General features: G+C 68.2%; 12 protein-coding genes. 4 read left to right on the plus strand and 8 right to left on the minus strand.

The genetic code is table 11. The annotated features are described in order from the left end of the window. Positions 1-326: 326 nt before the first annotated feature. Positions 327-2,204: a hypothetical protein gene (locus tag V6S67_RS11970; protein WP_334210454.1), complete on the plus strand. Its 1,878-nt coding sequence runs from the start codon at positions 327-329 to the stop codon at positions 2,202-2,204. 236 nt (positions 2,205-2,440) lie between these two features. On the opposite strand, the gene V6S67_RS11975 is transcribed toward V6S67_RS11970, so the two are convergent. After that, positions 2,441-4,594: a hypothetical protein gene (locus V6S67_RS11975; RefSeq protein ID WP_334210455.1), complete on the minus strand. Its 2,154-nt coding sequence runs from the start codon at positions 4,592-4,594 to the stop codon at positions 2,441-2,443. A gap of 500 nt (positions 4,595-5,094) precedes the next feature. Here V6S67_RS11975 and rfbA point away from each other — a divergent pair, with 500 nt between their 5' ends. Beyond that, positions 5,095-5,973 (plus strand): glucose-1-phosphate thymidylyltransferase RfbA, encoded by an 879-nt coding sequence (gene rfbA / locus V6S67_RS11980; RefSeq protein WP_334210456.1) that lies wholly within the window; start codon positions 5,095-5,097, stop codon positions 5,971-5,973. Positions 5,974-6,293: 320 nt separating this feature from the next. Here rfbA and V6S67_RS11985 read toward each other — a convergent pair whose 3' ends face one another. The 5 genes from V6S67_RS11985 to V6S67_RS12005 all read right to left on the minus strand — a co-directional run bounded on the left by V6S67_RS11985 (position 6,294) and on the right by V6S67_RS12005 (position 13,353). After that, positions 6,294-7,025 (minus strand): ABC transporter ATP-binding protein, encoded by a 732-nt coding sequence (locus tag V6S67_RS11985; RefSeq protein WP_334210457.1) that lies wholly within the window; start codon positions 7,023-7,025, stop codon positions 6,294-6,296. A 3-nt stretch (positions 7,026-7,028) separates the two neighbouring features. Next, entirely contained in the window at positions 7,029-7,925 is an 897-nt protein-coding gene (locus V6S67_RS11990) for an ABC transporter permease (protein WP_334210458.1), read from the minus strand. A gap of 8 nt (positions 7,926-7,933) precedes the next feature. Next, complete coding sequence (locus V6S67_RS11995) at positions 7,934-9,961, minus strand: glycosyltransferase (RefSeq protein ID WP_334210459.1); 2,028 nt, start codon at positions 9,959-9,961, stop codon at positions 7,934-7,936. Then, positions 9,958-11,145, minus strand: coding sequence for a UDP-galactopyranose mutase (glf, locus tag V6S67_RS12000; protein WP_334210460.1), 1,188 nt, complete (start codon positions 11,143-11,145; stop codon positions 9,958-9,960). Before glf ends, V6S67_RS11995 begins: the two co-directional genes overlap by 4 nt. 150 nt (positions 11,146-11,295) lie before the next feature. Next, the gene (locus V6S67_RS12005) at positions 11,296-13,353 is read right to left on the minus strand and encodes an acyltransferase family protein (RefSeq protein ID WP_334210461.1); all 2,058 of its coding nucleotides are present in this window, start codon (positions 13,351-13,353) and stop codon (positions 11,296-11,298) included. Between the two features lie 215 nt (positions 13,354-13,568). On the opposite strand from V6S67_RS12005, the gene V6S67_RS12010 reads away from it, so the two are divergent. Beyond that, positions 13,569-17,879, plus strand: coding sequence for an FtsK/SpoIIIE domain-containing protein (locus V6S67_RS12010; protein WP_334210462.1), 4,311 nt, complete (start codon positions 13,569-13,571; stop codon positions 17,877-17,879). Positions 17,880-18,414: 535 nt separating this feature from the next. Next, positions 18,415-18,663 (plus strand): WhiB family transcriptional regulator, encoded by a 249-nt coding sequence (locus V6S67_RS12015; RefSeq protein WP_055769355.1) that lies wholly within the window; start codon positions 18,415-18,417, stop codon positions 18,661-18,663. Positions 18,664-18,778: 115 nt separating this feature from the next. Here V6S67_RS12015 and V6S67_RS12020 read toward each other — a convergent pair whose 3' ends face one another. After that, positions 18,779-20,257 (minus strand): sensor histidine kinase, encoded by a 1,479-nt coding sequence (locus V6S67_RS12020; protein ID WP_334210463.1) that lies wholly within the window; start codon positions 20,255-20,257, stop codon positions 18,779-18,781. Between the two features lie 131 nt (positions 20,258-20,388). Then, entirely contained in the window at positions 20,389-25,236 is a 4,848-nt protein-coding gene (locus V6S67_RS12025) for an NAD-glutamate dehydrogenase (RefSeq protein ID WP_334210464.1), read from the minus strand. Between the last annotated feature and the right edge of the window lie 29 nt (positions 25,237-25,265).

Consider the following 25,265-nt stretch of genomic DNA (forward strand, 5'->3'; position numbering starts at 1 on the left):
ACGGAACGGCAAGAACGTGCAGCCGCGCGCTGATAAGGTCATCGGGGAGCAGCGCCCTTGACGACCGGGCCCCGCGCGGCGTCCGATCCTGTCGATGACAGAGCCTCGGGCGGCGGTGAGCAGCTGCCGCCGGACTGCTCGCGAGCAGCACCGAGAGGTCCGCTGTGTACCCTGATACTGGCCGACCCCAGGAACGACAGCAGGTCGTCGAGGACTGATCCAGCCGCGCCGGCCCTGGAAGATGCTCACCCAGAACCGGCCCACACCAGGTCTTCTCCGCTTGTCGGGTATACGGGGCCGAGCAAACCAAGAGGAGAATCGTCGAAATGATTGAGGATCATCGCGGCACGCGGTCGCGTTCCCGCACATCGGGCGGGCCGCTGTTGACGAGAGTGGCGTCTGTACTGATCTCCGTCGTTGCGTATTTCCTGCTCTTCGTCACCCCCCTCAGCCGGAGTGCCGACTTCGACTGGACACGGTTCCGGAATTACTTTCCTTTCGATCAGTACTCGTACCTGGCCATCGCAGTCAATGTTCAGGGTGGCGACTACCGAGCGGTCGAGCCTTTCTCACAAAGCGGCGCGAACCATTATCCACGCCTCTACTACGTGGTGCTCGGCTCACTTGCCCGCCTATTCGGCACCGACCTCGTGTGGATGTGGCAGGTCACCGGAGTAGCGATACAGCTCCTGATGGTGGCCACTGTCTCAGTGCTGTGCATCAGGCTCACACGATTGAACTGGGCCGGCGTCCTGGGCGTGCTGCCCTTCCTCATGGGGACTTTCGCCTGGGTCGGATCGGACAATTGGCTGCACCCTCTCGAAAGCCACGGCGTGCTCTGGCCGTCCTTCGGTGTCCTGTTCACCATCAACGGTGAAGCGGCGGCCCTGTGCCTGGCCATCGTGTCGATGTGCGCCGTCATCTACGCCGTACAGGACCGCACCCCCCGACGCAGGCGGATGGTACTGATCGTCGGCGCCTTCGCGGTGACCGGCCTGCTGGCGAATATCCAGACCTATTCCTTCCTCGCGTCGGTGTACCTCTTCGCGTTCGCCTTCGCCTGTTACGGACTCATGGCAAGTCGGGACAGAAAAGGACTCCTTCTGTCCATTGCGTTGACAGCCATCGTCCTGGTGTTCGGCCCGGCGCTCGCCGATAAGGCAGGACCCCTGGTGATTCTTGCCGGCGGCGCACTCGGCACGCTGCCCGGCCTCGTGAGGGTTCTCAGACGACATCCCGCGGAATTCCTTCTGTCCGCTGCAGCTCTGGTCACCTGCGCGATGCCGACAGTCCTCGGCACCATCCTCGGCCGGGTGAGTGGGGACCCCTTCCTGACCTACCGGGAAGCGTCGTCGAACAATCTCGGCGTGCCCCCCGAGACGGGTCTCCTCGCCGCGACCATCCCGGCCGTTCTGCTCGTGTTGATCTTCATCGCCGGTGTGGTAGCCCGCAACATTCTTTGGGCCTCATACTCGGCCGGCGTGACCGTGGGATGGATTATCGCCAGTACGAACGATGTCTGGGGTGCGAACCAGGAGCCGTACCGATTCTGGATCGATTGCTTCACTCTGGTGAGTGCTACTGCGATCCCGATCTTTGCAGGCATGGTTCTTCACTTCTGGCGTCGCAGGAACGTCAGCGTCGACCATGAAACGACTGAAGGCGACGGGCAGCAACGTGAGCCGAGGACCAGGCCTGCACTCGTGGCCGTCTTCTCCGCCTTCATCGTCCTCGCGCTGATCGGCTTGTCCCTGCCCGACTACGTGCGCTTCAGCGCCTACGTGAAGGATAGGGGGACAGTCGAGATGGTGACGGATCAGATGAGGGCTGCGTCCTCGGTCACGCTCCCCTACCGCCAGGCGGGCTCCCAGGACGCCGACGACAGGCAAGGCTCCGTGGTGATGTTCGATCCCTGCATCGATCCTCTGCGGCTGAAGTATGCGATCCAGATGCCGGTCGCCTTCTACAACCTGGGGCTTGCCTGGCCGGCAGACGAACCAGCCATCCGTGGCCTCCTCGAAGACCGCGCTGCCGGCTCGTTCGACTCGGCAGAGGCCTCCTCGGCCGGAGTCGGGTACGTCCTCACCGATTCATCCTGTCCGGTCGACTGGAGCTCGTCCATCCAGGGTGCGATGGTCGGGAGTGCCCCCTACGACACCAGCTCAGGACCCGCCGAGATACGCCTGTGGGAATTGACCGAGTGATCTGACCGCGCCTTCGAACGATCCTTCTTCCGGCAGCGCGCAGTCGTGATCGTGCTCGTCCTCCGGGACGAGAGCCCTGGGAAGCTCCGCAGGTGCGGGGTGTGCGACGTCCGGGACGTCCCGCGCTTGTGGCAGTCCTCCCCTGGATGCCGAAGCCGATGCCGATGCCGGGATCAAGGATTCGCCATGGTCGCCGGGAGCGGGCGACGAGGCGCCCCTCCACGAGGGGCGCCCTTTCAGGGTCTTGTTGCAGCCCTGGCGGCAGAGGCGGCTACCAGAGGATTCCTGCGCCTCTGCCACAGGTGCAGGACAGACCAGCACGACGCACCGAGGACGCCCAGGGCGAGGGAAGTGATGACGACCAGCCACCCTGGCGGGCGGAACTCGATCACGACGGTCTGCTTCTCCGACGTGGCCGGAAGATCCACGCGCAGGAGGTAGCCCCGCAGCGGTTGGCCGAGCGCCGCGTCACCCGTCACGGAGTAGCCGGGCCAGGCCAGTCGACTGAGGATCGCTTCCCCACCACCGGTACCGACGTTCTCGACATCGAGGACAACGCGGGTTTCCGACTGCTCGACGACCGCCACGGTGGCGTTGTCAGCTGACACGACGCCTCCTGTGACGGCCGGCGGTCCGACGCGTTCCCAGATCCTCGAGTCGTCCGACGACCAGGTCTCGCGCCATCCGTCGGGGACCTCCTTGGCTCGGAGCTCCACGCCGTACTCATCGTCGCCCGCCCGCAATATCTGGACAGCGTTCAGCGCCAGAAGGTCGACGGGAAGAGTCCCGTCCTCGGGGTCGGGTGTGAACAGTGTCCCCAGCGCACCCTGGCACGTCCATCCGTGAGAATCCATGCAGAGGTCCACTGCATAGTTCTCGAACTGCACCGGACTGTAGAGATTGTGGCTGGTCGCCCCGGACAGATACCACGTATTGGCGAAAAGAGTCTCCTCCCAGATGTCCGGCGGCAGCTCCGTCGGTACGCCGACGACGAAAGTCGCCCCACTGACCGTTTCCAGGGGGGAGCTGTAGGAGGCGACGTCGTTGGGGAGGTGGTAGTCCGGAAGGGGTGAGGACGGAAAAGTCTGGCGCTGGAAGAGGGCAGTCGCGAGCGTGATGACGATGGCGACCGCTGCGATCAGGACGCGGCGGTCCGTCGGCCGACGGCCCAGGAGACCACCTCGATTGATGACCCAGCCCACACACAGCGTGCCCAGCGCCGCGATGAGGAGGAATCCGAGGTGGAGACCGAAGTTCTCGGGGAGTTGGGTGAAGGCGAGGTACAGGGCTGCTACGAAGACGAGCGAGGCGAGCCGGATCCGCGTCCGGCTCACATGGTCCACCCGGTAACGGGACAGGAGGATGTGGACCAGCACGATCAGAGCCAGGGCCAGGTAGGGCGCCAATCGCACCGGGAACCGCAGCGGACCGAGATCGCTCGGCGCCAAAGTCAGTGCCGTTGCCACGGCCAGGAGCGTCAGGAGAGCCGCCCCGGACCGCATTGCTCGCAGTGCCCGCCGGAAATCGACGAAGCAGAGCGTGGGCAGCATCCATGTCGAGAACAGGAGCGGAACGGGGGCGAAGAAGCCCCACCAAGCGCTGACCTGGGGAGTGGCGCTGCCGACGAACGATGTGGCCAGGCCAGTGAGATCGGTTGCGAGGAAGCCGCTGTTGAGGATCTCGGATTCCCGCGACGACACGGAAGCAGTCAGCACTCCGGGCAGATAGGTTGCCAGAGCGACCAGACCCAGCACGATGCCAAGGCCGAACACCGACCTGGCAGCTCCTCGACGTCCGGACAGCAGAGCCTCCACGAGGAGGCCTCCGAGCGCGATCACCAGCATGATCGTGCCGTGGACGTACCCGATGGTGATGAGCAGGTAGCCGAAGACGAACGGGAAGATCGGATTCATCCGGTGGAATGCGAGCGCCCTACCCGACCACAGGACCCATGGGAGGAGCGAGAAGACGAACAATCCCGTCACCCACGAGGGGGCGTCCATGTAGACCGTGAATCCGCTGAGCGCCACCGCGAGGCCTGCGGAGCTGGAGAGTGCATCTGACGCGCCGTAGCCGCGGGTCAGCAGGAAGGTCCCCGCCGCCAGGACGACGAGCGCGATGATCTTGACCGCGGTGGCGAAGATCAACGCGTTCGTGGCGAAACTGGCGAGCAGACCGATCAGCAGGATCAATGGATTCCAGATGCCCCATTGGCCTTCCGCCGCATAGTTGCCTGCCATCCACGCTTCATTGCTGAAGAGGGGCCACTCCCCTGCGCGCAATGTCTGGCCGATCTTGAACCAGATACCGAAAGCACCGGACGCGGTGTCATCGTAGTAGTAGAAGCGCGGATTCCAGATCAGCGGGAGTGCGGCGCCGAGGAACGACACCGCACAAGTGACGACGAGCCACCCTGCGAGGGATTTCGGAGTCCGGTCACCGCCCGTCGTCCGTCTCGACGCGGTATCACCCTGCTCGTCCACGGCAGCAACCAGAGCTCCTTTCGAGCTCAAGCGCTGATCCCGACACGGTCGAACATGTATCGGAGGTCTACCGGTCGCCCTGCAGCAGGCCACTCACCGTGGAAGGCCGACGCCGTCCCGCTCCGCACCTCCGACGTCATGACTGCTGCCACCGTGGCTGAGCGTGGTCGTGTTTCATCGGGCAAGTATTTCACAGCTCCACTCCTGCCTCCGCCGATCCTCCGCACGGGTGCGCGACACACGAGGCCGGCTGCGGCAGCTCCCCGCGCTCCGTCGCGGGCCCGTTCCCCACCACGCTCCCGTGCTGCGGCGCCGCCATGAGCGCAGTGCCGGAGGGTTGATTCCCGTCGGGCCGACGCGGGCGGACCGAATTGTGTGCCTCCCTCACGTAGTCCATGATGGGGGGCATGCGTGGAATCATCTTGGCCGGAGGAACTGGCTCTCGACTGCACCCCATCACCCTCGGTATCAGCAAGCAACTCGTACCGGTGTATGACAAGCCCATGATCTACTACCCGCTGTCCACGCTGATCCTGGCCGGCATCCGGGACATCCTGATCATCACCACGCCGCACGACAGCGCTCAGTTCAAGCGGCTCCTGGGAGACGGATCGCAATTCGGGATCAACCTGACGTATCGCGAGCAGCCGTCACCCGATGGCCTGGCTCAGGCGTTCATCCTCGGTGAGGACCACATCGGTCAGGACGACGTCGCCCTGGTCCTCGGAGACAACATCTTCTACGGACACGGCATGGGGACTCAGCTTCGACGGTTCCAGGGCATTCAGGGGGCATCGATCTTCGGGTACTGGGTCACGGACCCGACGGCCTATGGCGTGGTCGAGTTCGACGACGCAGGGAAGGCCATCTCACTCGAAGAGAAGCCCGTCACACCGAAGAGCAACTTCGCCGTCCCGGGTCTGTACTTCTACGACAACGATGTCGTGCAGATCGCAAAGAATCTGAAGCCGTCCCCGCGGGGGGAGCTGGAGATCACGGACGTCAACCGCACCTACCTCGAAGCCGGCACGCTGTCCGTCGAGGTGCTCGAGCGTGGGACCGCATGGCTGGACACCGGGACCTTCGACTCGCTCAACGATGCGTCCAACTACGTCCGCACGATCGAGAACCGGCAGGGACTGAAAGTGGGTGCCCCGGAGGAGATCGCCTGGCGCCTCGGGTTCCTGAGCGATGAGGAGCTCAGGCAGCGTGCGGAACCTCTCGTGAAGAGCGGTTACGGCGCCTACCTCCTGGGGCTCCTGGAGAGTACTCGCGTCGGCGTGTAGCGATTCGCGTGTAGCGATTCGGCGGAGGCCCATCGCCCCTGACTGCGCAGCCGCACGGCGAGTGTGGGCGACCCCGACGTCAGGTTGTCCGGCGGGACCACTACGCGTCGGGCCTCCGCCACGGCGTGCCAGCAGGCGTCTTCCACGGGGCCGCATCGTCGTCGGCCCACTGCGGCGGCGGGCGCCCCTCGAAAGCCGCTCTGCCGAATCTACCTGGCGCTTCTCCCCCGCGCGCCCCTGCACGCCCTCGTCATGCGTCGCCCTACAGAGGTGCGACGCTCGTCCTCACCCGGGCAGGCAGGTCCGCAGGACCGTCGGCATCATGCCCCGTGGCGGAGTCTCGCGACGACGTCCTTGATCCTGCCGTCCATCACGACCCTGCCGTGATCCAGCAGGATCCCTCGTTCGCAGATCTTCGCCACCATATCCAGGTCATGACTGACGACAACGAGAGTCTTGCCCTCAGCCGCCAGCTCGGCGATCTTGGCCAGGCACTTCTTCTGAAAGGGCTCGTCACCGACGGCGAGGATCTCATCGATCAGGAAGACCTCGGGGTCCGTGTGGACCGCGACGGAGAAAGCCAGCCGGAGGTACATCCCGGACGAGTAGAACTTCACCTCGGTGTCGATGAACTGACCGATCTCCGAGAACTCCACGATCGAATCGAAGCGCTCTTCGATCTCTGCACGTTCCATGCCGAGGATCGCGCCGTTCAGGTAGACGTTGTCACGGCCGCTGAGATCGGGGTGGAAACCGGCGCCCACCTCGATGAGGCCTGCCACCCTGCCCCGAGTGTGCACGCTGCCGGTGTCGGGGCGCATGACTCCGGAGATATGTTTGAGGAGGGTCGACTTCCCGGAACCGTTGAAGCCGAGGAGCGCTACGGTTTCCCCTTCATCGATCGTCACCGACACATCCGCCAACGCATGGAACCGTTCGGAGAGGTCGCCCTTCCGTCCCTTCATGAGCCAGACGAAGGCCTCCTTCATGGACCGGGTGTGGCGCAGGACGAACTGCTTGTTGACGTTGCGGATCTCGATCGCGGTACTCACGTGTCACAACTCCTGGGCGAAGCGGCCCTCGAGCCGCCTGAAGACGAGCTGGCCGATGACGAGCATCAGCCCGGAGGTCACGAGAGCCACCGGGATCCACAGGGACAGCAGGTTCGGCGGGATCGCCTCGGCCCTCTCCGTGGTGGGGAGCCAGAACGCGAAGTGGAAGGTCTCGACGGCGACCGTGATCGGGTTCAGCTGGTAGATCAGGAAGAACGTCTCCCCCAGCTTCTCGCGGACGAGCAGCCAGGGGTACAGCACGGGCGAAGCCCAGGTGGCGACCATCAGCAGCATGTCGACCAGGTTCTCGGCGTCACGGAAGTACACGTTCACCGCACCGAACAGCAGGCCGAGGCCGATCGCGAACATCGTGACGATCAGGAACCCGGCGACGGCGGCGGCCAACTGGAAGACAGTGGGTGACCACCCGGCGAAGATGCATGCCACGAGCAGGATGAGGATCTGCGGGACGAAGTGCACGGCCGAGACCCACGTCGAGGCGATCGGGAAGAGCTCACGCGGAAGGTAGATCTTCTTGATCAGGCCACCGTTCGAGACGATCGCGCGCGACGCGTTGCCCAGCGCCTCGTTGAAGTAGTTGATCAGGACGATGCCGGAGAACAGGTAGATCGCATAGTTGGGCAGGCCACCGGGGTTCCGCTCGCTCTGCTCGAGTCCCAGGAACACGCCGAGGGCGATGTAGAAGACCACGAACTGGACCCCGGGCTTGACGTAGGACCAGAGCAGGCCGAGCACGGAACCGCGGTAACGGACACGCAGCTCCTTCTGCACCAGCAGCTTCAGCAGATAACGGGACCGCACGACATCGCGGAGTCCGTGCCCGTAGCCCGGCACCACGAGTTCCCCGCGCGGCCCCCCTCCGGCTGCCGAGCGATCCATCAGACTGCTCACTTCGACGACTTCCCCGCGCTCTCGGCGGGGCTGGCGTTCTCGAAGGTCTCGGCCCAGGCCTGCTGCGACGTGAACTCCGGCAGCGCACGCTGGTACTCCTCCGCGAGTTCGTCCCAGCGGGCGAGCAGCCTCTGGTGGAGGACGATGCTCCGCTTGAGCATGGACTGGAACTTCGCGGAGTCCCGCTTGTACCAGGACGCACCCGAGCCGTCGGCCGAGGACACGAGCGCCGAGTCGAGCTGTGAGAGCCGCCACCACCGGGCATCCATCGCGGGGACGTTCGCCTCCGGGCGGACGCTCGCCTCGGGACGAGCGGGCCGGACCTGCCGGAGGGCTCCCGTGCCCGCCTTGACGAGCGCACTCCTGAGGGTGCGCGGCGGCGTCGGCTTGATCCCCTTCTTGGGCGGCTTCACCCGCTTCACGTCGGGGAACTCGGCGATGTTCTTGTTGATGCGCGCATCGTCGAAGTCCGCGCGACGCTTGCGGATCTCCGGGAGCTTGGCCCCGATGGTCGCATGGAGGTGCGACGGACCGTCGAGGAGGTCCTCCAGCGCATTCAGGCGGAGTTCGACCGCCGAGTACTGCATGGACAGGAGGTGGCGGACATCGACCGCGAAGCTCTCACGCGGCATACGGCCTCCGTGCTTGTACGGCGAGTACAGCATCGCGGCCAGCCAGCGGTTCCGCTGGTGGTAGTACGCCTGCCAGTCGATGGTGTCGTCCTTCTCCGTCCACGGCATGTGCCAGACCGCCGCTCCAGGCAGGGAGACGGTCCGGAAACCGTGGGCCTTCGCCCTGATCCCGTACTCGGCGTCGTCCCACTTGATGAAGACAGGGAGCGCAAGACCGATCTCACGGATGATGCTGGTCGGGATGAGGCACATCCACCAGCCGTTGAAGTCGACGTCGACGCGGCGGTGCATCCACGGCGTGGTCCTGAGGTTGCTGCTCGAGAAATCGTGCGCCTCGAAGGTGTTGGAGACGGGTCCCCAGAAATAGCGGTACTCGTTGACCTCCTCGCCGAAGCTGTGGAGCACGGCCCGCTCGTACAGGTTGAACATGTGCCCGCCGACGATGGTTGGCTTGCGGGTGAAGTCGGCGAAGTTCGCCGCCCGCAGGATCCCCTCGGTCTCGACCAGCACGTCGTCGTCGAGGAGCATGACGTACTTGCTCCGCCCGTCGTTGACCGTCTCATGCATGCCCCGGGCGAATCCGCCGGACCCTCCGAGGTTGCCCTGCTCGAGGAGGGTGAATTTGTCCCCGAGCCTCGCGGCTGCCTCGTCGAACCCCTCCTGGTCCCGTACCTTCTGGGTGCCCTGGTCCGTGATGATGAGGCGGTCGAGGACCCCGAGCAGGTCCTCCGACTCGGCGAAGGTGGACAGGTGGCGGACGCAGTAGTCCGGGCGGTTGAACGTGGTGACGGCCACCGAGAGCGTCCCGGCCGCGAAGCCCTCCGGCTGCGGGACCGACCATTCGGCGCGCTGCAGCGTGACGTCGCTGTCGAGGGCGACGAGATCGAACCAGTACCAGCCGCCGTCGCCGAAGGCGGTGATCGGCAGGTCGACGGCCACGGAGCTTCCCGCATCGGCGTGGACGCTCTGCACCCGGTTGGAGGTGCCGCGCGCGCTCGAACGGTAGATGACCACCGTCGCTTCGGCGTCGACCTTGACCGTCAGGCGCACCTGCGCGACGTCGGTGTGGGCACGCCAGTAGCTTGCCGGGAATGCATTGAAATACGTGCCGAAGGAGATGCGCCGGTAGGCCGGCAGGCGCAGGCTCCGGCGGTCGACGATGAAGTCGGAGCGCTGGGTGCTGTGCTGGGCGACGACGGCGGTCGTTCCTGCGCCGGCGCGAGCCGAGCGGTGCTGGTCGTCGACGACGCGCTGCGCTGCGTTGAAGTCGACGTAGAGCGGCAGGGTGTCGGTATCGCCGTCGGTTGGGAAGACTACGCGGTGGACCGTCTTCCAGAGCACGGCGCTGGTCTCGTCCTTCGCCGCCTCCATCACGTTCGTCACGATGCTCATGCTTCCACTCCTCCGCTTTCCAGCTTCGCGCCCGACGTGAAGTGCGGCGCGATCTTGTTGTCGAACATCGACAGCGCCGAGCCGATGGCCATGTGCATGTCGAGGTACTTGTAGGTGCCGAGTCGACCTCCGAAGAGCACCGACTCCTCGCCCTTCGCGAGATCGCGGTAGGCGAGCAGTTTCGCCCTGTCGTCGGCGGTGTTGATCGGGTAGTAGGGCTCGTCGCCCTTCTCCGCGAAACGGGAGTACTCCCGCATGATGACGGTCGCGTCCTTCGTGTAATCGCGCTCCGGGTGGAAATGGCGGAACTCGTGGATGCGCGTGTACGCGGCGTCCTCGTCCGGGTAGTTCATCACCGAACAGCCCTGGAAGTCCTCGATCGGGAGCACCTCCTCCTCGAGGTCGATGGTGCGCCAGGAGAGGTCGCCCTCGGCGAAGTCGAAGTACCGGTCCACGGGGCCGGTGTAGATGACGGGGACCTGGCCGAGTGTGCTGGAGCGCGAGTACTCGTGGCCCTCGTCGAAGAAGTCCGTGTTGAGGTGGACGTCGATGTTCGGGTGGTCGGCCATCCGCTCGATCCACGCCGTGTACCCGTTGACGGGCAGACCCTCGTACTTGTCGTTGAAGTACCGGTTGTCGTAGGTGTAGCGGACGGGGAGCCGGGAGATGATCTCCGCCGGCAGGTCCTTCGGGTCGGTCTGCCACTGCTTGCCGGTGTAGTACTTGATGAACGCCTCGTACAGGGGCCGTCCGATGAGCTGGATCCCCTTGTCGTTCAGGTTCTGCGGATCCGTTCCGGCGAGCTCGCCGGCCTGCTCCTGGATGAGGGCGCGGGCCTCGGCAGGGCCGAGAGCGGTGCGGAAGAACTGGTTGATCGTGCCGAGGTTGATCGGCATGGGGAACACCTCGCCCTTGTGGCGGGTGTAGACCTTGTGCACGTAGCTCGTGAACTCGGTGAAGTTGTGCACGTAGTCCCAGACGCGCTCGTTCGAGGTGTGGAACAGGTGTGCGCCGTAGCGGTGGACCTCGATCCCCGTGCGGGCTTCGTTCTCGCTGTACGCGTTCCCGCCGATGTGGTGGCGCCGGTCGAGCACGGCCACCTTGAGGCCGAGTTGGGTGGCCGCCCGTTCAGCAATGGTCAGGCCGAAGAAGCCCGATCCAACGACAACGAGGTCAACGTTCACAAAAGCTCCTGAATTGATTCGAACCACGGACATGCCCGCTTAAGGCTACCCGAGAGTGGTGCTTTCCCTCGCCGGACCACACGCTTGGCGCTCCACGGAGCGCGGGAAGTGGCCGTCCGGCGCGCATCGGCGGCCGCTCCGGGGTAAGGGCTACACGGGCTCCAGAAGGGCCACACCGGCCAGCCGCTCCTCGAACTGCGCGACCATCGTGCGCCAGTACGTCGCGCTGACGTGGTTGTTGTCGATGTAGACGTACACGTTGCCGATGATCGGCGGGCACGTCTCACCGGGACAGAGCAGGTCCGTCATATCGACCGACCGGTAGAGCGGGGTGCCGGGCTCGATCCCGTCGAGAGGGGAGACCGCCGGGAGGATGTCCGCCTTGACGGGACTGCAGGACCCGAGGGCGTCGTCCTGCTCCTGGATGCACGTGGGCATGTCGAACTCGAAGCGCGGGTTGTCCCGCACCCCGATCACCTCGATGCCCCTGCTGGCGTACCGTCTCACGGTGTTCTCGAAGTCCGGTACGAGCTGCTCGGCGTTCGACCCGAACTGCGACCTCGTCGCGATCGTGAACACGGCGTCGGGCACGAGTTCCTCGATGTAGGCGCTGGAGCTCTCGAAGAAGTCCGCGCACTCCGCACTGACGTCCGGGCCGACGGGCCCGAAAACGCATCCGAGGGAGATCAGGTCGATCACCGTCCAGTTGTACTTCTCTGCCAGACCGAGGACCGCCGCGGACATGTGCTGTGCGTGGCTGTTGCCCACCACGACGATCGTCCTGCTCGGCTCACCGTCCGCGAGCCTCTGGGTGCAGGATGCGGCGAGGTCGGCAGGAATGCCCGTCGCCCCCTCGTCGCAGGGTTCGAGCCGGGGGAAGTCGCCCCGGATCGTGCTGAGCTCGGGCACGGCCACAGCATCCTCGGACACCTCGTCCCGGTACCCGGGGAGCAGGGACACGGCTCCCGGGTTGTCGGCGCTCGTCTGCGACGCCACCCGCGCGGCCTGGGCCCGCAGGTTCTGCTGCCAGGCCGACAGGGGCGTGACGACCAGGCCCACGCACACCACGAGCACGATCGCGGCACGCCGTCGGCGTGCATCGGCCCAGGTGAGCGCCCGCAGCGGCCGCTCGACGAAGCGCATCGTGAGATACGCCAGCACGAGCGACACCGCGATGACGAGGAGACCGCCGAACACGCCCGGTGTCGGCCGGTCCCGCCAGACGAGGGCCAGCACGAGCACCGGCCAGTGCCACAGGTACAGGGCGTAGGACAGGTCGCCCATCCGCACGAGCGGACCCGAGGACAGGAACCGGTCGGCGGCGATGGGGCTGCCGGTCCGTCCGGCGACGATCACGAGGGCGGCGGCGGCCAGCGGCCAGAGCGCGACATAGCCGGGGAACTGGCCCTGGACGTCGAGGAAGAACCCTCCGCTGAGCATCGCGGCCACTCCGACCCACCCGGCCAGGATGCGGAGGAGACGCGGCAGGCGGATAAACGGCAGCGCCAGCGCCAGCAGCGTCCCGAAGGCGAATTCCCACAGGCGGGCTCGCGTGTCGAAGTAGGCGTACGCCTGATTGGCCGACGTCTCCCACATCGAGAAGCCCAGGGAACAGACGAACAGTGCGCCGAACACGAGCAGGACGACGCCCCGGAACTTCAGCCGGTAGCGCCGCGCCAGCACGGAACTGGCGAGGAACAGCAGGGGCCAGAGGATGAACACCTGTCCCTGGACGGAGAGGGACCAGAAGTGCTGGAGCGGACTGGCGAGGCTGTGGTCGACGGCGTAGTAGTCGACGGCATTCGACGCGAGGACCCAGTTCTGCACGTAGAACAGGGACGCCCAGGACTGCTCGATGATGTCCTGCCAGCGGGACCTGGGGATCATCAGGTAGCTGGCACCCAGCGTCACGAGGATCACCACGACGACGGCCGGCAGCAGCCGCTTGAACTGGTGCAGCCAGTGCTGCAGGAGATCGAGCGGTCTGCCCGACTCCGCCTTGCGCAGGAACGACAGCGCCAGCAGGAAGGCCGAGATCAGCAGGAAGACGTCCACGCCGCCGGAGACCCGACCGAACCAGACGTGATAGGAGACCACCATCAGCACGGCCAGCGCCCGGAGGCCCTGGACCTCCGGCCGGAAACCTCGCGTGGCCCGGGCGGCCGCAGCGCGGGGAGCCGCGGGACGACTCGCTTCAGCAACGGACATGGAGGGCTTCCGGGGTAGACACGATGATCAAGTGTAGCGGGGGCATCTGTGCGGGCCCTGACCGGCCGGTCGCCGTCCCGCCCGGCGGCCCGATACCCGGGCATGTCGCGGCTTCGCCGAACGACCCGGCAGGCGATTGTCCACATCGCGGAACAGCCCGGCCCCCCGGGGTCGCTGTCGCTCTAGCCTCGGAGACCGACACCCCAGGAGGCCCCGTGGATCTGCACGTCACACTCACCAGCGCTCCCCCGGTCGCCTTCCCTGCCCGGGAGATCGTCGTCGACACGCTGGTGCTGCCCACCGGCGCCGCGCTCGCCGACCGGCTCGGAGCAGCAGGGTACGAGGGGCCGTTCACCATCGACGGAGCTCCGCTGACGGCGAGCACCGCAGGCGAGGGCCGCCTGACGGACGGCGCAGTGGTCGTCTGCGGTGCTCCTGCAGCACAGGACGCTCCGGCGCGGGTCCCCCCGCTCGCCTTCGTCGTCCACGCCGGCCCGGATGCCGGCCAGGTGATCCCGCTCTCCCGCGGCAGCTACACGATCGGACGCGCGGGTGGTGACATCACGATCGCCGATCCCGCACTCTCCCGGCGGCATGCACTCCTCACCGTGGCCAGGGACGCCATCGTGCTCGAGGATCTGTCGTCCGTGAACGGCACCTTCGTCGACGGGGAACGAATCAGCAGGGCACACATCACGGTGTCGGCCGCCCTGCTTCTCGGCGGGAGCCGGTGTCGGGTGGAGCTGGTCGACGACGACGGCTGGCGCTACGTCTCTCCGGTGCACGTGCTCGACCCCGTATCCGTCGGGTCGGAGCCTCCGAGACGACCGTCCCGCCTCCTCGCCCTCACCGCGGTCCTGCCGCTCGTCCTCGGCGTCGTGCTCGCCGTGACCACCGGGCTGTGGTTCTTCCTCGCCTTCAGCGCCCTGTCGGCCGTGACAGGACTGGTTCCCCTGCTCACGCACCGGCGGGATGCACGTGCCTTCGCGGACGCCCTCCGGGACGCCGCGCAGCGGGACCGGGAGCGGCGGATCACCGCGGTCCCCGACCCGGGGCAGACGGCCCTCGATGCCCTGCGCGCGGGCCTCCACACCCCCGGTGGTCGGTCCGAGGCCTGCGCGCCGCTCTCCCCGGTGATCCTGCTGAGGCTCGGCACGGCCGATCAGCCGGCGAACCTCGCGGTGGACCGCGTGACGGCGACCTTCACCCCGCCGATCCTGGCCGATCTGCCGCTGGTGGTGCCCATCTTCCCGCGCGGTGGCGCCGGCGCGCCTTCGGGCACCGACGAGGCAGGGAGACCATCCTTCACGGTCGCGGGCGAGCCAGCAGCCGTCATGGGCCTCCTGCGTGCCCTGCTGCTGCAGGTCTCACACCCCCTCCTGGGAGCGCCGCCCGTGGTGTGCTGGGGTCCGGTCCGGCACCTCCCCCTCCCTGCACGGTTCCTCCCGAATGTCCGGCTCACCCGGGACCCGCGGGTGCTGGCAGGGATCATCGAGCAGACGGACGTCCTGCTCGTCGTCCAGATCGGGGAGGACCCACAGGGGATCGCCCGCCGGTCCGGAGTCGCCGTCGTCCGTTTCCTCCTGGACGACGGCATGGCCCACGGCCCGACGATCGGTACCGCCCTGCCTTCCGCCGGCGTGGTGCTCACGGCCGACGGCGCCCGGGCACGCATCGACGGGCGGGAGTACCTCCTCGTCCCCGACGCGGTGTCGGAGCGGACCTTCGAGAGGACCGCCCGGGCGCTCGCCGGGGCCTCACGGCACCCTGGCGCCGTGACCGTCCGCCGCCCGGGTGCGGAGCCTCCCGCAGGAGTCCTGCCGTCCGCCGTCTCCCTCTGGTCCGGATCGCTCCGACCGGACACCCTGGCGTCGTCGGTCCCCGCCCGATGGTCGACGGCCGACGCGGGGCGTCCGGAGGCCTTCATCGGGCACTCCGGCACCGGCCCTGTGTCGATCGACCTCGTGAGGGACGGGCCGCATCTCCTGATCGCCGGGACCACCGGCTCCGGCAAGTCCGAGTTCCTGCGGACCCTGGTGCTCGGGTTCGCCCTCGGTCAGCCCCCCGGGCAGCTGTCCCTCCTCCTCATCGACTACAAGGGCGGTTCCGGCCTTGGCGCCCTCGCGGCGCTCCCCCACTGCGTGGGAGCCTTGACGGACCTGTCCTCGGAGTCGACGGCGCGGGCGCTGACGTCGCTCCGGGCGGAGCTGCGACGCCGCGAACGTCTCTGCGCCGACCGCGGCGCCGACGACCTGGAGGAGCTGCGCAGGATCGCCCCGCGTGCCTGCCCGCCCCGGCTCGTGGTGGTGATCGACGAGTTCCGGATGCTGGGCGACGACGTGCCGACCGCGGTGCCGGACCTGATGAGGATCGCCGCGCTCGGACGGTCGCTGGGTGTCCACCTCGTGCTTGCGACGCAGAGGGCGCAGGGGGCTGTCACGCCGGACCTGCGGGCGAACATCACGACGTCGATCCTCTTCCGGGTCCAGACCGCGATGGAGTCGCAGGACCTCCTCGGCTCCGGAGCGGCGGCGGACATCCCCGTCGACATCCCGGGCCGGGCGTTCCTGCGCCGTGGGAGCGAACCACCCGTCGCCGTGCAGGTCGCGTCCTCCTCCGATCTTCCGAGCACGCGTGCCACGCGCGGGTGGCAGGATGTCGTGACCCACCTCGAAGGGCCACGGGCCGGCGGACCGCCCCGGGGAACGCGCACTCCGGACAGCATGCACTGCGCGGACACCACGGACACCATGGACACCACCGACGGCGCCACTGCCGATGCCCGTGGTGCGGCAGCCCCCGCGCCCACCGTGCTCGGACGGGCGGTCGCCGGCCTCCTGGCGGCTGCGGGCGGGGTGTCCGCCCCGCGCCCTCCCCGCCCCGTCCTGCCGGCGCTCCCCGACCGCCTCACCCTGGCGGCCTGTGCCGTCTTCCCGCCGACCGATCGGCCGGAGAGCGGTGCCGGCCGCTCCGTCGAGCCCTCCGGGGTGCCCCTGGGGGTTCTCGACCTGCCTGACCGACAGGTGCAGCGCCGGCTGCAGTGGGATCCGCGCAGCCACTCCCATCTCGCCCTCGTCGGGCTCCCCGGCAGCGGCGCCGCGGAGGCCCTCGCCGCCGCGGTGGCGGCCCTGCCCGCGGCTGATCCGGACCTGCACCTGTACGTGCTCGACGGGGACGGGACCCTCGGCGCCTGCTCCGCCGACCCGCACGTCGGGGCGTACCTGCTGCCCGACGAGGCGAAGCGGGCGGGCCGCGTCCTCCAGCGGCTGGCAGGGTTGCCGGCGCGGAACCGGGAGGACACCGGACCGGTCGTCCTCGCGGTCACGGGCTGGGGACGGTGGAGCAGCCAGTTCCGCAACGGCCGCCTGGCACGGGCCGAGGACGATCTGCACGGCCTCGTCCGGGACGGCCCCAGGAACGGAGTCGCCGTCCTGATCGGCGGCGACCGCGAACTAACGACGTCACGGCTCTTCGCCCTGCTGCCGAGCCGCATCTACCTGCCCCTCGGCGCGCATCAGGAGACGACGATGACGTGGCCCACGATGCCGCCGGTCGACCCTGTCCCGGGTCGGGGGTTCGCCCAGGGACGGATCACGGGCAGCTGGGGCGACGGCACCTGCCAGCTGCTGACGGAACCCGCGGCCGACACGGAGCCTGTCCGTCCGCCCGCACGGGCACCGTTCCCGGTGCATCCCCTTCCCCGCGTGGTGCTCCTGTCGGACATCGTCCCTGCGGGGCGGACGGCAGCACCGACGGCAGGTCGGATGGCAGGGACCCGGGCCGGCGAGGAGGACCTCCCGCTGGGGGTGCATGGCGACGACCTGCGCATGTTCTCCGTGACCCTGCGCCCCGGAGAGGTGTACCCGGTGCTGGGCCACGCGGGATCGGGCCGCTCGAACACCCTCCGGGTCCTGGCGCAGGCGGCCGCACGACTGGCTCCGCCGTGCTCCGTCCTGGCACCGCCGAGCGGCGCCCCACCCGCCGCTGCGCTCGCCTACTGGCGCGATCTGGCGGGACGCAGCGCGGGTCCGGACCCGGCCTGCCGGTACCTCCTCGTCGTGGACGACGCCGACCGGCTCCCCGCCGAGGTGCAGCAGACGCTGTCGGGATTCGTCGCGCGCGGCGCAGCGGCCGTGCTGGCCGCCGCTCCCGGTCCTGCGCTCATGACCCGCATGCCGCTCGCGCTGACCGTCCGCGCGGCGGGCCGGGGACTCGTCCTCACACCGAGGACGGCGGCCGACGGCGACCTCCTCGGGGTACGGCTCGACCCCGACGGGCCCGTGATCCCCGGCCACGGGTTCGCCTGCGATCCCGCAAGCGTGGTGGAGGTCCAGGTCGCCCTCGCGACGGACGACCCGGAGGAGGCCGGCGCTCCCTCCGGGAGCGCTGCGCCCTACAGTGCCCTGTCGGGCCCGGTGGTCCGGACGGTGTACTCGACGACCGGCCTGGAGAAGAGCGTCACGATGACGACGGCGGCCGGCACGAGAAGACCCAGACCGACGAGGGGCGCGCCGGTGGAGAAGTAGGGGAAGGCCAGGATCACCAGGAACAGCTGGACGACCAGCGAGGGCGACCGCGGCCAGCGGAAGCCCGCCAGGAGCTGCCGCGCCAGGGCGATCAGACCCGCACCGACGAGGAGCAGCAGGACTGCCATGAATGCGGACCCTCCGACCGAGAGGGCATCGGGGCTGAACGCGGTCATGACGAACCCGGCAGCAGCCACCAGCAGAGCGATGGCCTCGAGCACCAGGATCACCGCGATCAGGAGGACGCCCGGAGGACGACCGGAGGAGGGCAGGGCTGGATCAGGAACCACCCTCAAACCCTACCCGACGCCCTCGACGGTGCTCCGGAGCCCAGGGGGATCGATGAATGCGCTGTGACTAACCCCTCACCCGCAGGGCCAATCGAACCTGTAAAACCCTTGTTTACCCGCTGGTAACGTGACAGCCTTAAAAGCAGTGGATACCCGGGGGGCCCAGAGTCGGCCCCCTTTACTATGAGCCCGCTCGTGAATGTTTTCACAAATACGGAGCGCGGTCGAAGGAGAATGTGATCACCATGGATTGGCGTAGTCGCGCAGCCTGCCTGGACAAGGACCCGGAGCTGTTCTTCCCGGTCGGCAACACCGGGCCGGCGCTTCTTCAGATCGAGGAGGCCAAGAGTGTCTGCCGTCGCTGCCAGGTGCAGGACACCTGCCTGCAGTGGGCCATCGAATCCGGGCAGGACGCCGGTGTCTGGGGCGGATTGAGCGAGGACGAGCGCCGGGCGCTGAAGCGCCGGGCCGCACGGGCACGCCGCGCGTCCTGATCGGGACCGGGTGGCGACACCCGGCCGAGCGGACAGCGGGAACGAGGAACGACGAAGGGCTGCCCATCGGGCGGCCCTTCGTCGTCGGTGCAGTCGTCGGTGCAGGGTCCCGGTGTCAGATCCCCTGGTTCAGGCGCAGCGGCAGCTCGATCGTGACGGAGGTGCCGCCGCCACCCCGTGTGCGCCACTCGATGGTCCCGCCGAGTTCGCTCGTGACGAGGGTCCGCACGATCTGCAGTCCCAGTCCCTCCGCGTGCCCGCCGGCCGGGAGGCCGACGCCGTCGTCGGCGATGGTGACGCGCAGGATCTCCTCCCCGTCGACCACGGTCCGGCGATTGGCCATGAGCCACACGGTGCCCGCCCTGCCGGAGAGCCCGTGCTCCACGGCGTTCGTCACCAGTTCGTTGATCACGAGGGCCAGCGGTGTCGCGAGGTCGCTCGGCAGCTCGCCGAAGTCGCCGCTCCGCTCGGTGCGCACCGCCTGCGACGGTGAGGCGACCTCCGCGGACAGCCGGAACTGCCGTGAGATGAGCTCGTCGAAGTCGACGCTCTGCGCGAGGCCCTGGGACAGCGTCTCGTGGACGAGGGCGATGGTGGACACGCGGCGCATGGCCTGCTCCAACCCGAGCTTCCCCTCCTCGCTGACCATCCTGCGGGACTGCATCCGCAGGAGCGCCGCGACGGTCTGGAGGTTGTTCTTCACCCGGTGGTGGATCTCCCGGATGGTGGCGTCCTTCGAGACGAGCTCCATCTCGCGGCGGCGGAGTTCGGAGACGTCCCGGCAGAGCACGAGGGCGCCGAACCGCTCCTTCTCGTCACGCAGGGGGATGGCCCGCAGGGACAGGCTGACGCCGCGCGAACCGATCTCGGTGCGCCACGGCATGCGCCCGGTCACCACCAGGGGGAGCGTCTCGTCGACCATCCGTCGGTCCTTCAGCAGCGCCGTCGTGATCTCCGCGAGCGGGCGGCCCTCGAGGGTCTCGACGTCGCCGAGCCGGCGGAACGCGGAGACTCCGTTCGGGCTCGCGTACTGCACGATCCCGTCGACGTCGAGCCTGATCAGGCCGTCACCGACACGGGGTGCGCCCCGGCGGGAGCCCGTGGGCGTCGCGAAGTCGGGCCACAGCCCCAGCGTCCCCATGCGCAGGAGGTCGTAGGCGCACTGGCGGTAGGTCAGCTCGAGCCGCGACGGCATCCTCGAACTCGACAGGTCCATGTGGGTCGTCACGACGGCGAGAGTGCGGCCGTTGCGCACCATCGGCACGGCCTCGACGCGCATCGCCATCTCCGTGGTCCAGTTCGTCTCGCCGGACCGCTCGATCTTCTGGGACTCCCAGGCGACGTCGACGAGTGGCTGCAGGTCGGCGCGGATCCGCTCACCCACGAAATCGCTGTGGAAGACGGTGTGGGACGTCGACGGCCGGGCATGGGCCAAAGCGACGTACCCGCCGCCGTCGAGGGGGAACCACAGGGCCAGGTCGGCGAAGGCGAGATCGGCCACCATCTGCCAGTCGCCGACGAGGAGGTGGAGCCACTCGGCGTCGCCGGGTTCGAACCCTGTGTACTCGCGGATGGGATCGGTGAAGATTGCCATGGGATCTCTCTGTTGCTCGGGCCTGACACGGCGGCACGATCCGCGCCCGGAGAGGACCGGCCGGACCTGCGGATCGGGTGCCGCAGGTCCAGTCTGTCACTCGCGGCCGTCCGTGACAGGACGGCCGCGCCCTACCGGACGATCGACCGCAGGAGACGCAGCGCCACCGACAGGGAGGAGATGTCGTCCTTCTCGAGCAGGTTGACCTCGGCGAACATGTTGCTGGCTCGCTGCAGCTGATCGGCGTTCAGCTCCTGCCAGGCCAGCAGCCGCTCCCCCGCGTCGCTGGCCTGCAGGTCGCGGGTGGCACGCATGACGGCCACGGTGATGTCCGCGATCGTGGAGTAGAGGTCGTCGCGCAGCGCCGCCCGCGCCAGGGCCTGCCAGCGATCCGTCCGCGGCAGCTTGGTGATGCGCTCGAGCAGGTTGTCGACCTCGAAACGGTCGTACACCGCGTAGTACACCGTCGCGATGTTCTCGACCGGCTCGTCCACCCGCCGGGTGCTGTAGGCGATGTCGAGCAGCGCGAAGGACTCGAACTGCTCCGCCCAGTGCCGCCCGAGTTCCGCGGGCAGGTCCCACGCGGCCGCGGTGGCCGTCGCCTCCCGAGCGCGTTCGAGGTCGCAGCCCCGGAGGTACTCGGCGAGGTGCGAGCGGAACGGCGCGACGAGCGGCTTGAACGCGTCGATGTCCTCGCCCACCGCCGTGCCCTGCTCCACATGGTTGACGAACCAGCGCACGGCCCGGTCCAGGAGCCGGCGCAGGTCCAGGTGCACCGTGGTCCACCGGTCCGTGGGGAAGTCCGCCGGCAGTGCCGCGAGCGCGTCGACGGTCTCGTCCAGCGAGTAGATCTCCCGCAGGGCCACGAAGGCGCGTGCGACCACGGGTTCGGGCACCGACGTCTCCTCCATCACCCGGAACGCGAACGTGATCCCGCCGAGGTTGATGATGTCGTTGGCGATGACGGTCGAGATGATCTCCCGGCGCAGCGGGTGCGTGTCGAGCAGGTCGTCGAAGCGCTCCACCAGCCGCTGCGGGAAGTACCGCCGGAGCGTGCCCCTGAAGTAGGGGTCGTCGGCGAGGTTGCTCGCGGAGAGGACCTTCGTCAGTTCGATCTTCGCGTACGCGGCGAGGACCGACAGCTCGGGCGAGGTGAGCCCCTGCCCCGCGTCGATCCTCCGGCGCAGCTCGGCCGTGGTCGGCAGGGCCTCGAGGGACCGGTCGAGGTCGGCCTTCCTCTCCAGCCAGTCCATCATCCGCTCGTAGCTGGGGCTCCACTCGATGACCCGCTGGCGGTCGTTCAGCAGGAGGACGTTCTGGTCGATGTTGTCCTGCAGCACGAGCCGGCCGACCTCGTCGGTCATCGACTGCAGGAACTCGGTCCGCTCCTCGGGCTGCAGGCGGCCTGCGCGCACCATCCGGTCCACGAAGATCTTGATGTTGACCTCGTGGTCCGAGCAGTCGACGCCGGCGCTGTTGTCGATGGCGTCGGTGTTCAGGATGACGCCCGCGAGCGCGGCCTCGATCCGGCCGCGCTGCGTCATGCCGAGGTTCCCGCCCTCGCCCACCACCCGGGCGCGCAGTTCGCTGCCGTTGACGCGGATGGCGTCGTTCGCGCGGTCACCGACGTCGCCGTTCGTCTCGTCGGTGGCCTTGACGTACGTGCCGATCCCGCCGTTGTAGAGCAGGTCGGCGGGGGCGCGGAGGATCGCCTTCAGCACCTCCGGTGGGCTCAGTCTGGTCACCTGCTCCTCCAGGCCCAGTGCCTCGCGGACCTCCGGGGAGATCGGGATGGATTTCGCCTGCCGCGGGTACACGCCGCCGCCCGTGCTGATGAGGGAGCTGTCGTAGTCCTCCCAGCTCGACCTCGGGAGGTCGAACAGGCGACGGCGTTCCGCGAAGGACGCCGCGGCGTCGGGGTTCGGATCGAGGAAGATGTGGCGGTGGTCGAAGGCCGCGACGAGGCGGATGTGCTCGGAGAGGAGCATGCCGTTGCCGAAGACGTCGCCACTCATGTCGCCCACACCGACCACGGTGAAGTCGTCGGTCTGCGTGTCGACGTCGAACTCGCTGAAGTGTCGCTTGACGGACTCCCAGGCGCCCCGCGCCGTGATGCCCATGGCCTTGTGGTCGTAGCCCACGGACCCGCCGGAGGCGAAGGCGTCGCCGAGCCAGAAGCCGTACTCGGCCGAGAGCTCGTTGGCGATGTCGGAGAACGACGCCGTCCCCTTGTCGGCGGCGACCACCAGGTAGGTGTCGTCGTCGTCGTGCCGGACCACCCGGGCAGGCGGCAGCACCGATTCCGTGGTCCCGTCCGCGGTGACCTCGGTGCTGACGTTGTCCGTGATGTCGAGCAGCCCCCGGATGAACGTGCGGTAGCTCGCCTGGCCCTCGGCGAGCCAGGCCTGCCGGTCGGCCGACGGATCCGGCAGCTGCTTGGCGAAGAAGCCGCCCTTCGCGCCGGTCGGCACGATCACGGCGTTCTTCACGGTCTGGGCCTTCACGAGTCCGAGCACCTCGGTGCGGAAGTCCTCGCGCCGATCGGACCAGCGCAGCCCGCCGCGGGCCACCTTGCCGAACCGGAGATGGACGCCCTCCACCTGGGGCGAATAGACCCAGATCTCGAACTTTGGCCGCGGGAACGGCGCCCCGTCGATCCGCGAGGTGTCGAACTTGATGCTGACGTGCCGCTTGTCCTGGAAGTAGTTGGTCCTCAGGCTCGCCTCGATCAGGTTCGCGAAGGTCCGCAGCACCCGGTCCGCGTCGAGGGTCGGGACGCCCTCCAATCCTTCGTCGAGCGCCGTCCGCGCCGCTTCCGTGGCCACCGCACGGTCGCCGTCGAGGTCGGGGTCGAAGCGCGCAGTGAACAGGGCGACGAGCGCGCGGCTGACCACGCCGTTGCGCCGCAGCGTGTCGGCGACGAACCCGTAGGAGTTGGTGTTGCCCATCTGCCGCATGTACTTCGCGTAGGCGCGGAGGATCAGCACCTGGCGCCAGCCGAGCTCCTCGCTCAGGACGAGCCGGTCGAAGGCATCGGACTCGCTGTTGCCCGTGACGGCACCACTGAAGGCGTCCTGCAGCAGCGCGGCCGTGCCGAGCGGCGAGATGCCGGCGGGGTACTTGAGGCCGAGGTCGTAGAGGAAGAAGGAGCGGCCGTCCGACCGCGTGATCTCGAACGGCCGCTCGTCGAGCACCTCGAGGCCCAGGTTGTGGAAGTACGGGAGGATCTGGGTCAGGCTCTTCGCCTCGGTGAGGTAGAGCTTCAGGCGTGCGTCCGCGGGGTCGCCGGACTCCGGCGCCCGGGGGACGTACACGTGCAGCTGAGGAGCGTCGGATCCCGGCTCCGCGAGCTGCTCGAACCGCGCGATGTCCTCCAGGGCGTCCTCGACCTCGTAGTCCACCCGGTAGCCGGCCGGGAACGACTCCGCCCACAGCGTGGCGAGGCGCTGGGCGGTCTCCTGCTCGAACCGCTGCTGCGCCACCTCCACGATGCCTTCGGGCCAGGACCGGGCTGCACGGACGAGGCGCTCCTCGAGGTCCGTGGCGTCGACGGCGGGGATCTCCGCGCCCCGCTGCAGCCGGATGCGGAAGAACAGACGGGCGAGCGCGGACTCGCTCATCCGGGCCTCGAAGTCGATCGAATCGGCGTCGAGCGCGGTCCGCAGCTCCTGCTCGATGCGCAGGCGGACACTCGTCGTGTAGCGGTCGCGCGGCAGGTAGACGAGGGCCGACATGAAGCGGCCGTAGACATCCGGGCGCAAGAAGAGCCGGGTGCGGCGGCGCTCCTGCAGGCGCAGGATGCCGAGGGCCGTGGACACGAGGTCCGGGACCTCGATCTGGAACAGCTCGTCGCGCGGGTAGGTCTCCAGGATGGACAGCAGGTCCTTGCCGGAGTGGGAGTCCGACGGGAAACCGCACAGGCGCAGCACCTCGAAGACCTTGTCGCGGACCAGGGGCACATTTCGCACCGACCCCGTGTAGGCGCTGGTCGCGAACAGCCCGATGAACCGCCGCTCGCCGTTGACGTTGCCCTGGGCGTCGAAACTCTTGATGCCGATGTAGTCGAGGTAGGCGGCGCGGTGCACCGTCGACCGGGAATTGGCCTTCGTGATCACGAGGGCGCGACGCTCGCGAGCCTTCGCGCGGCCCGCCGCCGTGAGCTGCTGCACGTGCCCGCCGCTGCCGTGCCGCAGCAGCCCGAGCCCGCTGCCGTCACGCACCCGGAGGGCGTCGGCGCCCTCCTCGTCGGTCACGAGCTCGTACTCCTTGTACCCGAGGAAGGTGAAGTTGCCGCCGTCGAGCCACCGCAGCAGCTCCTGCGCCTGCCGCAGGTCGGGGATCTCATCCGCACCCGCGATCGAGTCGAGTGACGCCTCGATGGAGCGGACCGTGCGGCGCATGGCGGGCCAGTCCTCGACAGCGGAGCGGACGTCGCCCAGCACCCGGTGGAGGCCGTCGACGACCGACTCCTTCACCGCTGCGTCGGGGAGGCGGGCGACCTCGACCGAGATCCAGGACTCGATGTGCGTGGTGCGCCCGCTCAGGCCGGCGAACTCGCCGATGTTGGGCAGCGCCGCGGTGTCGCCGCTCGACGCGCCGGCCGTCGACGGGACGCGCTCGAGTGCCGTGAGGGCGTACGACTCGTCCTCGCGCACCGCGAGGAAGGTCGGGTGGACCACGAGCTGGATCGCCGCGTCCTGCCGGACGAGTTCCGCGGTGACGGAATCGACGAGGAAGGGCATGTCGTCGGTGACGATCATGACGATGCTGGAAATTCCCTGGTCCATGACCGCGATGGCGGCGGTGCCGGGTTCGCGGGTCTCGGCGAGGTCCCGATGCGCGAAGGCCCGCTGGCGGAGATCGGTGGGCCGGTACCCGACCGCATCCTCGCGTGCGAGATGCTCGAAGTAGTGCTCTACGAAATCCTCCCGTGACGTGTCCGAGTTTGACTGATCCGTTGTCCTGGATCCAGACGACATGGGGGGAGCCTCCGTAACGAAATGAAAGG

Origin of the sequence: Arthrobacter sp. Soc17.1.1.1 (assembly GCF_036867195.1) — a bacterium.
In the GTDB taxonomy this organism is placed as follows: domain Bacteria; phylum Actinomycetota; class Actinomycetes; order Actinomycetales; family Micrococcaceae; genus Arthrobacter_D.